14 protein-coding genes are annotated in these 14,916 nt (G+C 69.2%); 8 read left to right on the top strand and 6 right to left on the bottom strand.

What is annotated here, in order from left to right:
* The 8 genes from E3T25_RS16565 to E3T25_RS16530 form a co-directional block, all read left to right on the top strand.
* The coding region (locus E3T25_RS16565; protein WP_174843964.1) for a D-alanyl-D-alanine carboxypeptidase at window positions 1–649 on the top strand (649 nt) is incomplete at its 5' end.
* Window positions 650–677: 28 nt separating this feature from the next.
* On the top strand, window positions 678–1,268 hold the full coding sequence (locus E3T25_RS16560) for an isochorismatase family protein (RefSeq protein WP_134375488.1): 591 nt from the start codon (window positions 678–680) through the stop codon (window positions 1,266–1,268).
* A 110-nt stretch (window positions 1,269–1,378) separates the two neighbouring features.
* Window positions 1,379–2,125: an alpha/beta fold hydrolase gene (locus E3T25_RS16555; protein WP_241980931.1), complete on the top strand. Its 747-nt coding sequence runs from the start codon at window positions 1,379–1,381 to the stop codon at window positions 2,123–2,125.
* Window positions 2,126–2,673: 548 nt separating this feature from the next.
* On the top strand, window positions 2,674–3,960 hold the full coding sequence (locus tag E3T25_RS16550) for an MFS transporter (RefSeq protein WP_198415673.1): 1,287 nt from the start codon (window positions 2,674–2,676) through the stop codon (window positions 3,958–3,960).
* A gap of 155 nt (window positions 3,961–4,115) precedes the next feature.
* Window positions 4,116–4,955 (top strand): DUF4397 domain-containing protein, encoded by an 840-nt coding sequence (locus tag E3T25_RS16545; RefSeq protein WP_104170797.1) that lies wholly within the window; start codon window positions 4,116–4,118, stop codon window positions 4,953–4,955.
* A gap of 28 nt (window positions 4,956–4,983) precedes the next feature.
* Window positions 4,984–5,643 (top strand): class F sortase, encoded by a 660-nt coding sequence (locus tag E3T25_RS16540; protein ID WP_134375486.1) that lies wholly within the window; start codon window positions 4,984–4,986, stop codon window positions 5,641–5,643.
* Window positions 5,644–5,672: 29 nt separating this feature from the next.
* The gene (locus E3T25_RS16535) at window positions 5,673–6,329 is read left to right on the top strand and encodes an RNA polymerase sigma factor (RefSeq protein ID WP_241973124.1); all 657 of its coding nucleotides are present in this window, start codon (window positions 5,673–5,675) and stop codon (window positions 6,327–6,329) included.
* Entirely contained in the window at window positions 6,316–7,140 is an 825-nt protein-coding gene (locus E3T25_RS16530) for an anti-sigma factor domain-containing protein (protein ID WP_134375484.1), read from the top strand. The genes E3T25_RS16535 and E3T25_RS16530 overlap by 14 nt, the downstream gene beginning before the upstream one ends.
* A gap of 19 nt (window positions 7,141–7,159) precedes the next feature.
* Here the strand turns inward: E3T25_RS16530 and hpaD are convergent, their stop codons facing one another.
* From hpaD to E3T25_RS16500, 6 genes are all read right to left on the bottom strand, one after another.
* Window positions 7,160–8,236 (bottom strand): 3,4-dihydroxyphenylacetate 2,3-dioxygenase, encoded by a 1,077-nt coding sequence (gene hpaD, locus E3T25_RS16525; RefSeq protein ID WP_104099411.1) that lies wholly within the window; start codon window positions 8,234–8,236, stop codon window positions 7,160–7,162.
* Window positions 8,237–8,302: 66 nt separating this feature from the next.
* Window positions 8,303–9,838: a 5-carboxymethyl-2-hydroxymuconate semialdehyde dehydrogenase gene (gene hpaE, locus E3T25_RS16520; RefSeq protein ID WP_134375482.1), complete on the bottom strand. Its 1,536-nt coding sequence runs from the start codon at window positions 9,836–9,838 to the stop codon at window positions 8,303–8,305.
* A gap of 3 nt (window positions 9,839–9,841) precedes the next feature.
* The gene (gene dapA, locus E3T25_RS16515) at window positions 9,842–10,801 is read right to left on the bottom strand and encodes a 4-hydroxy-tetrahydrodipicolinate synthase (RefSeq protein WP_134342583.1); all 960 of its coding nucleotides are present in this window, start codon (window positions 10,799–10,801) and stop codon (window positions 9,842–9,844) included.
* 113 nt (window positions 10,802–10,914) lie between these two features.
* Window positions 10,915–11,706: a GntR family transcriptional regulator gene (locus E3T25_RS16510; RefSeq protein WP_134375480.1), complete on the bottom strand. Its 792-nt coding sequence runs from the start codon at window positions 11,704–11,706 to the stop codon at window positions 10,915–10,917.
* Window positions 11,703–13,334 carry a fumarylacetoacetate hydrolase family protein gene (locus E3T25_RS16505; protein ID WP_134375477.1) on the bottom strand — a complete coding sequence of 544 codons (1,632 nt, stop codon included), beginning with the start codon at window positions 13,332–13,334 and terminating at the stop codon, window positions 11,703–11,705. The genes E3T25_RS16510 and E3T25_RS16505 overlap by 4 nt, the downstream gene beginning before the upstream one ends.
* Before the next feature lie 13 nt (window positions 13,335–13,347).
* Window positions 13,348–14,703 carry an MFS transporter gene (locus E3T25_RS16500; protein WP_134375475.1) on the bottom strand — a complete coding sequence of 452 codons (1,356 nt, stop codon included), beginning with the start codon at window positions 14,701–14,703 and terminating at the stop codon, window positions 13,348–13,350.
* Window positions 14,704–14,916 lie beyond the last annotated feature (213 nt).

The following is a 14,916-nucleotide window of genomic DNA, read 5'->3' as shown; positions in this document are numbered from 1 at the left end:
CGGCGCGGCCTTCGCCGCCGCGCTCGGCGGCGGCGTGAGCGTCAGCGTCGGCACCGCGCCGGCCGGGGCCGAACAGCTCGCCGCCGCCCGGTCCCAGCCCGTGTCCGTGCTGATCGGGCAGTCGCTGATCGTGTCGGACAACACCCTCGCCGAGATGCTCGCCCGGCTCGTCGCGGTGGAGTCCGGGGCCGGCAACACCTTCGGCGCCCTGCAGGAGTCCGTCGTCACGGCGCTCGACGCCTATGGCATCGACACGACCGGCATCATCATCCGGGACGGCTCAGGCCTCAGCGACGACAACGCCGTACCGCCGTCGTATCTCACCCGGCTGTTCGTCAAGATCAACGCGCGCGACGGCGACCTCGGCGTCATCTTCGACGGCCTACCGATCGCCGGTGGACCCACCGGATCGCTGTCCTACAGCGACCGGTTCACGGGCGACAACACCGTCGCCGACGGCGCCGTCTTCGCCAAGACAGGCTGGATCGACACCGGCTACACGCTCTCCGGCATTATCCGGGCGGCCGACGGCACGCCGCTCACCTTCGCCGTTTACGCGCTCGGGGATGTGAGCGATAATGCGAAGCAGGCGCTCGACACCATCACCGCCGGGTTCTTCCGCTGCGGCGACAACCTGTCGAACTCCTGACTTCAACCGGCGACAGAAGGAGCAATCCGTGACCAGGGCCCTGTTCATCATCGACGTTCAGAACGATTTCACCGAGGGCGGGGCCCTCGCCGTCGAGGGTGGGTCTGCGGTGGCCGCGGGCGTCAGCGCGCTGCTGGCGGAACATCCGGATGCCTATGACGTGATCTTCGCCTCCCGCGACTGGCACGACCCCGACAGCGACAACGGCGGACACTTCGCCCGGGCCGGCGAGCCAGGCTCCATGGACCCCTGGCCCGTGCACTGCGTGGCGGGCACCCCTGGCGCCGAGTACCACCCCTCGCTGCTGTTGCCGGACACGACCATCCACATTCGCAAGGGGCAGGGCCAACCGGGCTACTCCATTTTCGACGGCATCTCGGTGGGCGGCGAGAAGACGGGCGAGCTGCTCATCGCGAACGGGGTGACCGACATCGACATCGTCGGCCTCGCCACCGACCACTGTGTGCGCGCGTCCGGCCTGGATGCGCGGGGCCACGGCCAGCATGTGCGGGTACTGACCGACCTCGTCGCCGGCGTCGCCCCGGACACGAGTGACGCGGCCCTGGGCGAGCTGGCCTATGCCGGTGCCGTGCTCGTCACCTCCGACGTGGTCGTCTGAGCGTGGGGGTGACCGGCCGGGCGAGTCCGGCCCCGGCGAGTCCGGCCCCGGCGGGGACGGCCGCGGCGGTTTCTGCTTCGGCGGTTTCTGCTCCGGCGGGCTCTGCTCCGGTGGGCTCTGCAGGCGGGGCGCTGTTCGCGCAGCGCCTCGACGGCGTGCGGATCGCCCACGACGTCGTGCCCGGCGAGCGCCCGATCCTGCTCGTGCACGGGTTCGCGTCGACATCGCAGGTCACCTGGGTCGGCACCGGCTGGGTGCGAGCCCTGCAGGACGCCGGGCGCGGCGTGATCACCCTCGACCTCCGCGGTCACGGCCGCAGCGACAAGCCGCACCGCAGCATCGACTACCTGCCCCGGCAACTCGCCGCCGACCTCGTGGTCGTGCTCGACGCCCTCGGGCTGGAGCAGGTCGACGTGGTCGCCTATTCGATGGGCTCGCGCGTGGCGGCGGCGCTCGCGCGGCTGGCGCCGTCCCGGGTGCGCCGACTGGTGCTCGGCGGAGCCGGGCCGGACGAACTGTTCGAGACGTGGCATCCGGATGCCGTGCGCCGGTTCGTGACCGACGGCACCGCCGGCTCCGACCCGTCGATCGCGGCGATACTGGGTGCCGCGATCACCGCCGGCGCCGACCGTGAGGCCCTTGTGGCGTGCGTCGGCGGGGTGGCCGGCTCTTCGCTGGACGTGCCGGTCGAGATTCCCGTGCTCTACGTCGCCGGCGGTGCCGACTCCATCCCGGCCGGGGTCGCCGAACTTGCCCGCGCGCGTGGTGCCGACTACCTCGAATTGGCGGGCCGGGACCACGTGAACACGCTCACCTCCCGCGAGTTCAAGCGCGCCGCACTGCAGTTCCTGGCCTGAGCGCCCTGAGCGCCCTGAGTCCGGGCACTCGCTCGCCTCTTACGCCCCTAACGAATTCGACGGAGATTTTGCCTGCATCGCCCTAAACACCTTCAGAAACCCGCACATATCGCAAAATCTCCGTCGAATTCGTTCGCGCTGTGGGGCGGAGCGCGTGGGGGCTGCCCGAACCGCACAAGAGATGCTGCGCATCCGGCTGGCGCTGCTGGGCAACCGGCCGATGTTGGGGCTAACTCAGGAGATCCGTCCGGGCCGGCCCGGACATCCGCGCTGGTTCCGCACTGGTCCGGGGCGGCCGGGCCACCGGGCGACGGATGTCCTGAGTTGGCCACACGCGCGAGCTCGGCTGGCCCTGGCCCTGACCCTGACGAATTCGACGGAGATTGTGCCCATAACCGCGTCCAACACTCCGAAAACCCGCACATATTGCACAATCTCCGTCGAATTGGTTCGCCGCCGGCTGGGGGAGTGAGCCCCGGCGCCTCCCCTAGGCTGGGGGCGTACGGGCCTCGCTGCCGAGGCCGCCGAATGCCGACCGGGGGACCGTCATGACAACCGACATCCAGGATGCGATGGGTTCGGTTTCGACAGGCTCGACCACCGGATCCGGCTCGTTCACCGGCGCCCGGGGCAGGAAGTACTGGCTCGCGCCGGCCGCCGCGATCTTCGCCGTCGCCTGGGGCGGCAACGAATTCACCCCACTGCTGGTGATGTACCGACAGGCGGACGGGTTCTCCAACCAGCTGGCGAACCTGCTGCTCGGGGCCTACGTACTCGGCATCATCCCGGCGCTACTGATCGCCGGCCCGCTGTCGGACCGGTTCGGCCGCCGACCGCTGATGCTGCCCGCGCCCTGGGTCGCGATCGCGGGGAGCGTGCTGCTGGCCCTGTCCGCGGGCAATGTGCCCATGCTGCTGGCCGGCCGCATCCTCTCCGGCGTCGCCCTCGGCCTGGCCATGGCCGTGGGCACCAGCTGGGTGAAGGAACTCTCCGCGAGACCGTTCGACTTCGGGGCCGACCGTTCCTCGGGGGCACGACGGGCGACCATCGCGCTGTCCCTCGGTTTCGCACTCGGCGCGGCGAGCTCCGGAGCGCTGGCCCAGTGGGCGCCGTTCCCCGGCGTGCTGCCGTACGCGGCGCACACCGTCATCGCCGTGCTCTTCGGCCTTCTGCTGTTTTGCACTCCGGAGTCCCAGGGACGGGGCATCGCGGCCGGGGCCCTGCCGGCCGTCCACCCGGCCATCTCCCCGTACCCGCGGTTCCTGCTCCTGATCGTGCCGGTGGCGCCGTGGGTGTTCGGAACGGCCACGACCGCCTACGCCATTCTGCCGGCGCTCGCCGCGACCGAGATCCCGTCCGCGCCGGTGGCATTCGCGGCCCTGCTCTGCGTGGTGGCTCTCGTCGCGGGGGCGTCGCTGCAGCTCTTCAGCCACCGCATCACCGCCGGGCACAATGCCCGAGGAATCATGTTCGCGCTGATGTTGACCGTCGGGTCGCTGCTGCTCGCATCCGTCGCCGTGAGCCCACCCGTGCTCTGGCTGATTTTGCCGGCGGCGGCCCTGCTCGGCGCCGCGTACGGCCTGCTGATGGTGTCGGGGCTGCAGGAGGTGCAGCGGATCGCGCCGCCCGACCACCTCGCCCGGCTGACCGCGATCTACTACGGCATCACCTACCTGGGGTTCTTCGTGCCGTTGGCGCTGTCCCTGCTCGAGCCGTGGCTCGGCTACCCGGCGATGTTCGCGGGCGGGGCCGCGTTCTCGGCCGTGTCGCTGGTGGTGGTGATGCTGGTCTTTCGCCGGGACATCTCCCTGCATCGCGCCGCGGCGAGCCGATGAAATCGCGCGCGACCTGCAGCCCGCAAAAAAAGTTTTACAGAGATTTCCATGCATGTGCATCCGTTTGGGGACGTGCGAGAGAAGTAGGGGTTAAAGAGGTTTCAAGAATCTCTTCAGAGTGACCCACTCACAGATCCATTACGCAGGAGGAAACGATGCACAAGTCCCTCAAGATCGGAATGACGGCCAGCGCTCTCGGTGCTCTCGTCGCCCTCGGCGGTCTCGCTCCGGCACAGGCAGCCGAAGACGTCGCGAAGCTGTCCGTGTTCCACGGAGTTCCCGGCCTCACCGTCGACGTCTACGTGAACGACAAGCTGACCCTGGACGACTTCAAGCCGGGCGACCTCGCCGGTCCGCTCGACCTCGCACCCGGCACCTACAAGGTGGCCATCACCGCGTCGGACGCAGCGGATGCCAGCGCACCTGCCATCGGCCCGGTCGACCTCCCGCTCGAAGCCGGCAAGAACTACACCGCCGCCGCGCACCTCGATGAGGCCGGCAAGCCCACGGCGTCGCTGTTCACCAACGACATCTCGCAGCTCGCCGCCGGAGAGGGCCGCCTGACGGTTCGCCACGTGGCAGCAGCCCCCGCGGTCGATGTTCTCGCCAACGGAGCCGTCGCGATCACCGCCCTGGTGAACCCGAAGGAATCCGTGCTTACGTTGCCGGCCGGCACCATCTCGGCCGCCGTCGCCGCAACCGGAACGACTGACCCGGTGATCGGCCCGGCAGACGTCAACGTCGCAGAGGGCACGAACACGATCGTCTACGCGTGGGGCAGCCTGACCGACAAGAACCTGGCCCTGGCCGTTCAGACCATCGACGGGCTTCACTCCAACCCGGACAGCATCCCCGCCGGTGAGGCCGGTCTCGTCGCCACCAACCAGGCGGACGACTCCACGGGGCTCATGGTCGGTGGCTTCGCCGCCGCGCTGATGGGTCTGGTCGCCGCCGCCGTCGTCGGTATGCGTCGCCTGTCCGCGGCTCGCCGCTAGTCACGCCAGTAAGAAAGGGAGATCCACAATGAGAGCCACAGCGGGCACTTTCACAGTGCTCGCTGTGGCTCTCGCCCTGCTCACGGGCTGCAGCAGCGCCCCGAGCACATCATCGCCCACGGCCTACGTTCCCCCGACGAGCGCAGCGCCGACTCCGACGCCGTCGGCCCCGCTGCCCGTCGCCGAGGTCGACGTGCCGACCGTCAGTTCCTCGCTGGATCAGAACCAGACCCCGCAGGCCCGGCCGCCCCAGACCATCCGAGTCGACTCCCTCGGAATCGACATGGCAATCGAGTCCGTCGGTCTGGCCGACGACGGGGCGATGGAGCTGCCAAAAGACCCCTCGCTCGCCGCCTGGTATCGCTTTGGACCGTCACCGGCCAGCACCACCGGCGCGACCGTGATCGCCGCTCACGTCGACTCCCTGATTTACGACATCGGACCGTTCGCCCAGCTCGCCTCGGCGCGTGCGGGCACCGAGATCGTGGTGACCACCGACGACGGTCAGGAGCGTCGCTATTCCGTGGAATCCGTTCAAACCGTGGTCAAACAGGATGTGCCCTGGAACTCGATCTTCGACCGGTCCGGTCCCAACCGGCTCACCCTTGTGACCTGCGGCGGCGAATTCGACTACGACGCCCGCACCTATCTGTCCAACGTAATCGTCTCGGCGAGTCCAATCGCATGACCCAGGCACCATGACGCAGAGGGGTGGCTATGCTGGTCATCACGGTGGTCGAGGCTTGCTCTCCGGCGGAGTCTGACATGTACGACCTCCCGATGCGCTCACCAACCGGGGGAAACCGATACGACGTGACGGCACTCACCGACGAAGACGACCACGCCCAGCTCGTTCTCGCGTTTCGGGCGGGAGACGAACGTGCGCTCGCCGAGGCCTACGCCCGCTGGTCATCCCTCGTCTACACGATCGCCGTTCGTTCGCTCGGCGATCCCGGCGAAGCCGAAGACGTCACCCAGAAGGTCTTCATCGCCGCCTGGCGCGGGCGGGACGGATTTGATGCGTCGCGGTCGCCTCTGCCGGCCTGGCTCGTCGGGATCACTCGGCACACCGTTGCGGATGCCCACGAGGCCCGCTCACGACGGCGGCGGGTCGAGGAAGCTGCCCTCGTCGACACCGCGCTCAGCCAGACCGACGAATCCGCCGACATCGCGGATCGTGTGCTGATGAGCGACGAACTTCGCCGGCTCGGACCCGTTCCGCAGCAGGTGATGCAGCTGGCCTTCTACGACGATCTCACGCACACCCAAATCGCCGATAACCTCGGACTGCCGCTCGGCACCGTTAAGAGTCACATCCGCCGAAGTCTTTCGAGACTGCGCACCAGATTGGAGGCGAACGATGACACACATTGACCGGGAAAACCTCGCTCTCATTGCAATGACAGAGTTCGACCTCACCGAACCCGAACGCCAGCACCTGTCGGAATGCCCCGAGTGCTCCCTGGAACTCATCGCCCTGCAGCACACCGCCCACGTCGGCCGGTCCGCGCGCAGCGTGCAACTCGTGGAGCCCGGCGATCGAGTCTGGGCCGGTATCCACGCCGCCCTCGGCCTGTCCGACGCCGTGGCCGCCACCCCTGGGCGCAGCGGCTACGAGGCAGCGGACCAGCCCCCTGCAGCGGTCGAGCCTGTCGAGACCGCTGCACCGGTGGTCGAGCCTGTCGAGACCCCGTCCGCCACGGTCACCGACATCGGCTCCGCCCTGCGCCCCCTCCCACGACGCCGCAACTGGATGCCGATGGCCGTGGCCGCCGGCATCGCCGGGCTGCTCGGCGGCCTCGGCGGCGGCATCTGGTGGCAGTCCGCACAGCAGCAGGAACCCGCGCCGGTGCTACTCGCCGAGGCCCAGCTGGACCCGTACCCCGGCTGGGACGCCGCCGGCAGCGCCTACGTCGCGAAGACGGCCGACGGCCACCGGGAGGTCGTGCTCGACGTCACCGGGGTGAGCGCCGACACCGATCTGCGCGAGGTGTGGCTGATCAAGGCGGATGCGTCCGGGCTGATCAGCATCGGACTGCTCGACGGTGAGTCCGGGCGCTTCGCCATCCCCGACGGCGTCGACCTGTCGCAGTACCCGCTGGTCGACGTCTCCGCGGAACCCGACGACGGCGACCCGCAGCACTCCGGCGAGTCGATCCTGCGCGGGGAACTGCGCACGGCCTGACATCACCCGCACGTAAGTGTCAGAGCGTATTGCCGAGCTTGAAGCCGTGCTCCACGTCGTTCTTGCGGGTGTACGAGAACCCGTCGGCGCCGACCGTGACGGCCATCTCGCTGGACTCGGTGCGGGCCATGACCGGCTGGGGGTTGCCGTCCAGGTCGAGCACCAGTGAGGCATCCGTGTACCAGCTCGGCACGACCGCGTTGCCCCACCAGTCGCGGCGCTGGTTGTCGTGCACGTCCCAGGTGACGACGGGGTTGTCGGGGTCGCCGGTGTAGTAGTCCTGGGTGTAGATCTCGACCCGGTGGCCGTCGGGGTCGCGCAGGTAGAGGTAGAACGCGTTCGAGACGCCGTGGCGGCCGGGGCCGCGCTCGATGACGTCCGACATCCGCAGGGCGCCGAGCTTGTCGCAGATGTAGATGATGTTGTGCTTCTCGTGCGTGGAGAAGGCGATGTGGTGCATCCGCGGGCCGTCGCCGCCGGTCAGGGCGGTGTCGTGCACGGTGTCCTTGCGGCGCATCCAGGCCGCGTAGGTGACGCCGTCTTCGTCCTGGATGTCCTCGGTGACGCGGAAGCCGAGGTCCTCGAGGTAGCCGCGGCCGAGTCCCACGTCGGGGGTGACCTGGTTGAAGTGGTCCAGGCGCACGAGGGCGCCGGGACCCTGCAGGTCGTAGCGCCAGGCCAGGCGTTCGACGTGGTCGACCGAGTAGAAGAACTCGTAGGGGAAGCCGAGCGGGTCTTCGACGCGCACGGAGTCACCGACACCCTTTGCGAACCCGTTGATGCGGCGTTCGGTGCGGCAGCCGAGCTCCTGATACCAGGCCTCGGCCAGACCCACGTCTTCGGGGGCGCGCACCCGGAAGGCCATCGCGGCGACTGCGGCGACCGGGCCCTGGCGCAGCACCAGGTTGTGGTGGATGAACTCCTCGAAGCTGCGCAGGTAGATCTCGGTGTCGCTCTCCTCGGTCACGACGAGGCCGAGCACGTCGACGTAGAACGCACGCGAGCGGGCCAGGTCGGTGACGACGATGTCCATGTAGGCGCAGCGCAGGATGTCCGGCGGGGTCGCGGTCGGCGTGGGGATGGGGGTGGTGGTCATGGAATCCTCCTCATTGAGATGTCGCGGTGGTCGAGCGTGTCGGGACCCGGGACCGGGGACCCGAGATCAGTGGGCGCCGAAGCGGGCGGTGTGCACAGGCCCGAGGGAAACGTGCACGGCCTGCTGCTCGGTGTAGAAGTCGATCGAGCGGTAGCCGCCCTCGTGGCCGAGGCCCGAGGCCTTGACCCCTCCGAACGGGGTGCGCAGGTCCCGCACGTTGTGTGAGTTGAGCCAGACCATGCCCGCCTCGATCGACTGCGCGAAGGTGTGCGCCCGGGTGAGGTTGCTGGTCCAGATGTATGCGGCCAGGCCATACTTGACGCCGTTGGCCAGCTCGAGGGCTTCTTCGTCGGTGTCGAACGGCGTGATCGCCACGACCGGTCCGAAGATCTCCTCCTGGAAGATGCGGGCCGTCGGGGCGACATCCGCGAACACGGTCGGGGACACGTAGTTGCCCTCTGGCAGGTTCTGGGGGCGGCCGCCGCCGGCGAGCAGGCGGCCCTCGCTCTTGCCGATCTCGACGTAGCTCATCACCTTGGCGTAGTGCTCGGGGTGCACGAGCGCGCCGACCTCGGTGGCAGGGTCGTGTGGGTCGCCGACGACGATGTTCTGTGCCCGGGCCGCATAGCGGGCGCAGAAGTCGTCGTAGATCGGGCGTTCCACCAGGATGCGGCTGCTGGCGGTGCAGCGCTCGCCGTTGAGCGAGAACACCCCGAACAGGGTCGAGTCGAGCGCGGCCTCGAGGTCGGCGTCGGCGAAGACCACGGCGGGGGACTTGCCGCCGAGCTCCATCGACATGCCCTTGAGGTTCGCGGCGCAGTTGCGGTAGATGGTCTGGCCCGTGGTGGTCTCGCCCGTGAACGAGATGAGGGGGACATCCGGATGCTTGACCAGCGCGTCCCCGGCCTCCTCACCCAGCCCGTTGACCAGGTTGAAGACCCCGTCGGGCAGCCCGGCGGAGCGGAAGATCTCCGCCCACAGGCTCGCCGACAGCGGCGTGAACTCGGCCGGCTTGAGCACGACCGTGCAGCCGGCGGCCAGTGCGGGGGCGAGCTTCCAGCTCTCCAGCATGAACGGGGTGTTCCACGGGGTGATCAGCCCGGCCACGCCGACCGGTTTGCGGAAGACGTAGTTGATCTGGCTGCCGGGCACCTGGTAGGTGTCGTCGGTCTGCGCCACGATCAGGTCGGCGAAGAAGCGGAAGTTCTCGGCTGCCCGCTTGGCCTGGCCGAGGGCCTGGGTGATCGGCAGGCCGGTGTCGAACGTCTCGAGTTCGGCGAGGCGGGCATCGTGGGCCTCGACGGCGTCGGCGATCTTGTTCAGGATGCGGGAGCGTTCGCGCGGCTTCATCCTCGGCCACGGCCCGGCCACGAAGGCGTCGGTCGCGGCGGCGACGGCGAGGTCCACGTCTTCCTTCTGGCCGGCTGCGGCGGTGGCGTAGGTCTGGTTCGACACCGGGTCGAGCACGTTGAAGGTCGCGCCGGAGACGCTGTCGACGAACCGGCCGCCGATGAAGTGCTGGATGCGGGACGGCAGGTTCTCGGGCACGTGCTGCGCGCGGGTTCTCGTGGTGGTGGTGTCGGTCACGGCGGTCTCGGTCATGGCTCAGGCTGCTTTCGGGGTGAAGCCGGCGACAGTGAAGCCGTCGACGGGGGAGAGGTACTGCTCGCCGGCGGCCAGGAGCGCCTGCATTTTGGCGATGCCCGCATCCGTCGGGGTGATCAGCGGCGGGCGCACGAAGCCGCTCTCGATCAGGCCGCGCTGCTCGAGCACCCATTTGCCCGGGGCCGGGTTCGTCTCGACGAAAAGCAGGTCGACGAGTGGGTGCAGGCCGTAGTGGATGCGCCGGGCCGTCTCGATGTCGCCGGCCATCCACGCGTTGTACATCTCGACGTGCGCGACCGGGGCGATGTTGCTCGTGGCGCTGATGTATCCCACGCCGCCGAGGGCCAGCAGAGGCAGGCAGAGCAGTTCGATGCCGCTCCAGACCAGCAGTTCGGGGCCGCAGAGCTGCAGCACCCGGGAGAAGTGCTCGAAGTCCTTGGTGGTCTCCTTGACGCCGACGAAGTTGTCGAAATCGCGGTAGAGGCGGGCGATGGTCTCCGGGGCGATGTCCACGGCGGTGCGGCTGGGCACGTTGTAGGCGACGATGGGCAGGTCCGGAAACTCCTCGGCCACGGTCTTGTACCAGACGTAGAGGGCTTCCTGGGTGGGGCGGGCGTAGTAGGGGGTGATGATCAGGGCGGCGTCGACGCCGGCGTCCTGGGCCGCGGCGGTGAGCTCGAGGGTCTCGTCGAGCTTGGCCGAGCCGGTGCCGGGCATGAACGGCACCCGGTCGCCGACCGCGGCGGCCACGGTGCGGATCGCGCTGGCACGCTCGATGATGGTCTGCGAGCTCGGCTCGCCGGTGGAGCCGCCGAGCGAGATCCCGTGCGTGCCGGAGGCGAGCTGCCAGTTCACGAGGTTGGTGAGGCCGGCGTGGTCGACGGCGCCGTCGGCCGTGAACGGGCTCATCAGGGGCGCGATAGAGCCTGTGATCTGACTCGGGTCGGTGCGGAACTTCATTGTTCTTCCTTTCGAGGGCAACGGATGCGTCCGCGACTGTTGCCGAATCGGACGAATGTTCCCGGTGTGCGGGCAACAGTCGTCCGTTACGGGAACAGTTGCGGGATTGGCTGTCAGGGGGTGGAGGCGGTGGGGGCGGTGTGCTGCTGGGCGAGGAAGGCGTTCAGGGTGCCGAGCCGGTGGTCGCGCGCGGCCAGTTCTATCTGCAGGGGATCGGCGCCGTCCTTGATCAGGTCGAGCAGCGCGGTGTGCTCGGCGACGGACTCGTGCGCCCGACCGGGCACGAAGCTGAACGTGGATTCGCGCAGGGTGCCGAGCCGGCTCCAGCCCCGCTGCACCAGGTCGAGGATATGCGCATTGCTGCAGGCCTCGAACAGGGCCGAGTGGAACTCGCGGTTCAGGCAGGTGAAACGCACCGGGTCGAAGTGGTGCAGGCACTCGTCCATCTCCGCGTTGATCTCCCGGGCGCGCAGCAGCGTCTCCGGGTCGAGCCGCGGCGCCGACAGGGCGGTGGCGTAGCCCTCGACGAGGGCCAGCGTCTGCATCGTGTGGGTGTACTCGGTGACGTCGAGCATGGCCACCTGGGCGCCGACGTTGCGCTCGAACGTGACCAGACCCTCTGCCTCCAGCAGGCGGATGGCCTCCCGCACCGGCACGGTGCTCACACCGATCTCCCGGGCGATATGCCCGAGCACCAGGCGGTAGCCCGGGCTGAAGCTGCCGTCGGAGATGCGGGCCCGGATCCACCGGTGGGCGAGCTGCGCCTTGCTCAGCGACGCCTCCGCGCCGGTGGTCGAGACGCCGTTGGTCGAGCCAGTCGCAACGCCAGTCGCAACGCCAGTCGAGCCCGCCGAGCCTGTCGATCCAGTCGAGCCCGCCGAGCCTGTCGAGACCGAGGCCGTCATGCCTGCTCCTCCAGCCAGACCCGATAACGGGCCTTCCACTCGGCGTTCATCGGGTAGAGCCCGTCGACGCCGTGCCCGGCCGTGACCATGGCGGCGATGAAGGTCTCCTCGCGCTCCTGCACGATGGCTGCGGCGACCACCTCCTCAACCAGGTGCGGCGGGATCACGATCAGCCCGTCGGCGTCCCCGACGATCACGTCGCCGGACTGCACGGATGCCCCGCCGCAGGCCACGGTCAGGTCCGTGTCCCACGGCACGTGCCGGCGTCCGAGCACGGCAGGGTGCGGTCCGGCGTGGTAGGTCGGGATCTCCAGGGCGGTGACGGCCGCGAGATCGCGCACACCGCCATCCGTCACGATGCCGGCCGCGCCGCGCATCTGGGCGCGCAGGGCGAGGATGTCGCCGACCGTGCCCGTGCCGCGCTCGCCGCGGGCCTCGATCACGAGCACGTCGCCCTGTCCGAGCGAGTCGAAGGCGCGCTTCTGGGCGTTGTAGCCGCCGCCGTGCGACTCGAACAGGTCCTCCCGCGCCGGAATGTACCGGAGTGTGCGGGCCCGGCCGACGAGACGGGCGCCCGGCCGGGTCGAGCCGAGGCCGTCGATCGACACCGAGTTGAGCCCGCGCTTGCGCAACTGGGCGCTGAGGGTGGCGGTGCCCACACTGTTGATCCGGGCCTTCAGCTCGGGGGTGAGGGCGAACGGCGGGGGCGTCTGCTCCGCTGTGGGTGCGGTGACGGATGCCGGTGCGAGCCCGGCCGCCTCCGCCGAACCCCACGCCTCGGTGCGCTGCAGATCGTCGACCCGCGGGCCGGCCCCGAACGCGCCGAATGGCACCGTGCCCTGCCGAATCGGGCTGACGAGGCGGCCGGTGCGGGGTGCGCCCGGGGCTCCTGGGGCATCCACTTCGACCTCGACGATGTCGCCGGGCACGACGACCGACGATCCGGCCGGCGTGCCGGTGAGGATCAGGTCGCCGGGCTCGAGCGTGAGCAGCTGCGAGAGGTCGGCGACGAGCCGGCCGAACCCGAAGAGCAGGTCGGCGGTCGTGTCCTCCTGTACGAGCGTGCCGTTGACCCAGGTGCGGATGCGCAGCGCTGCCGGGTCGAGGCCGGCCGCCGGCAGCAGTGTCGGCCCGACGGGGGTGAAGCCGTCGGCGCCCTTCGAGCGCAGGTTCGAGCCCTTGTCGGCGTAGCGCAGGTCGTACACGCCGAAGTCGTTGGCGCAGGTCACGTGCGAGACCGCCGCCCAGCCCTCCTCGGGCGAGACGCCGCGGGTGCGGTGCCCGATCACCAGTGCGATCTCGCCCTCGAACACCAGCAGCTCGCATCCGTCGGGCCGTTCCACCGGCGTGCCGCTGGAACTCCGCGACGACGCCGGCTTGAGGAAGTACGACGGCTGCTCCGGCGTGCGGCCGCGCTGGGCGGCCCGGCTCGGGTAGTTGAGGTGCACCGCAATGATCTTGCCCGGTGTGGCGAGATCGGTGGTGGCGGTGACGCTGATACCCGCGCTGTTGCTTGCGCTGCCGGTCGCGCTGGTGCTTGCGCTGGGGCTTGCGCTGTTGCTTGCGCTGTTGCTTGCGCTGTTGCTTGCGCTGACGTCGGCGGCGCCCACGGAGGTCGAGTTCGGCATGTTTTGCGGCTTTCTAGTCGTGCTGGGAAATGCCGAGCGGGACTCCACGGGTTTCCTTCACCACGGAGACCGCGACGAAGGAGATCGTGGCCAGCACCATGATGTAGATGCCGATCGACGGTGACCAGGCGGTCTCGTCCAGCAGCAGCTGCGCGATCAGGGGAGCGAACGCCCCACCGAGGATGGCACCCATGGCGTAGCCGATGGACACGCCCGAGTAGCGTACCTGAGCCGGGAACATCTCCGCGTAGAGCGCCGCCTGTGGACCGTACGAGAAGCCGAGCCCGCTGGCCAGCACGACGAGCGCCACCGTGAACCAGAGGATCTCGCCGGTGTCGATCAGCAGGAACATCGGGATGGCCCAGAGGAACAGCCAGGCGTAGCCAAACTGGAACGTGCGGATGCGCCCGATCTTGTCGGAGAGGATGCCGCCGATCATCGTCGACGCGAGCCAGAACGCGGCGGCGATGGTGCTGGCCAGCAGCACGGGGGAGCGTTCCATGCCCAGGCCGCCAGCCTCGACCGGCTTGGTGGCGTAGGAGGAGAAGAACGCGATCAGCAGGTAGCCGGCGGCGTTGTTGGCGATGAAGATCAGGGCGGTCAGGATGACCTGGCGCCAGTGGCCGCGGAAGAGCTGGCGGAGGGGGGCGGCCGATTCCTTCTTGCGATCCTGCATCTCCTTGAAGACGGGGCTCTCGTCGACCGAGCGGCGAATGATGAAGCCGACCACGATAAGCAGCACCGAGACGAGGAACGGGATGCGCCAGCCCCAGGCGAGGAAGGCCTCCTCGCTCATCGTGCTGGTCACCAGGAGCATGACGCCGGTGGCGAGGATGAGTCCGGTCGGCACGCCGATCTGCGGGTACGCGCCGAAGAATCCGCGTTTGTTGACCGGGGCGTGCTCAACCGACATTAGGGCGGCACCGCCCCATTCCCCGCCGGCCGAGAAGCCCTGCAGGATGCGCAGCACGATCAGCAGGATCGGCGCCCAGACGCCGATCTGCTCGAAGGTCGGCAGGAGGCCGATCAGTGCCGTGGCCGCGCCCATGATGACGAGGGTCAGCACGAGCATGGCCTTGCGGCCGAGCCGGTCACCGAGGTGGCCGGCCACGACCGCGCCCAGCGGGCGGAAGAGGAAGCTGATGCCGAGGGAGGCCCAGGCCACGAGCTGCGCCAGACCGGCGTTGTCGTTGGCGAGCGGGGCGAAGTACAGCCCGGCCAGCACGAGGCCGGCGGCCTGCGCGTAGATGAAGAAGTCGTACCACTCGATGGTGGTGCCCACCATGGTGCCGGCGAGGACCCGGCGTTCCTCGTGTCGTTTCGCAGCGGTCGCTTTCGCGGCGCTCGCTCGGACGGTCGTCAATGCCATGGAATACCCCTTTGTATTTCCCTGTGTGGTGCTGGAATCGTGCGATCCCGAAACGGTATCACAGATCGTATATTATCTACAGGGGTAGGAACGGGGTCGTCCGGGGGGGGCTGGATGGTGCCGCCGTCTCGTGGTCCGGATGCCGCCGTGCGCCGGGCCGGCTGCCGGCTGCCGGCGCCCGGTCGGCGGCGCCCGGTCGGCGGCGCCCGGTCG

Origin of the sequence: Cryobacterium sandaracinum, from assembly GCF_004403415.1 — a bacterium.
Taxonomy (GTDB): Bacteria; Actinomycetota; Actinomycetes; order Actinomycetales; family Microbacteriaceae; genus Cryobacterium; species Cryobacterium sandaracinum.
This window is presented reverse-complemented; position numbering and strand designations above follow the sequence as displayed.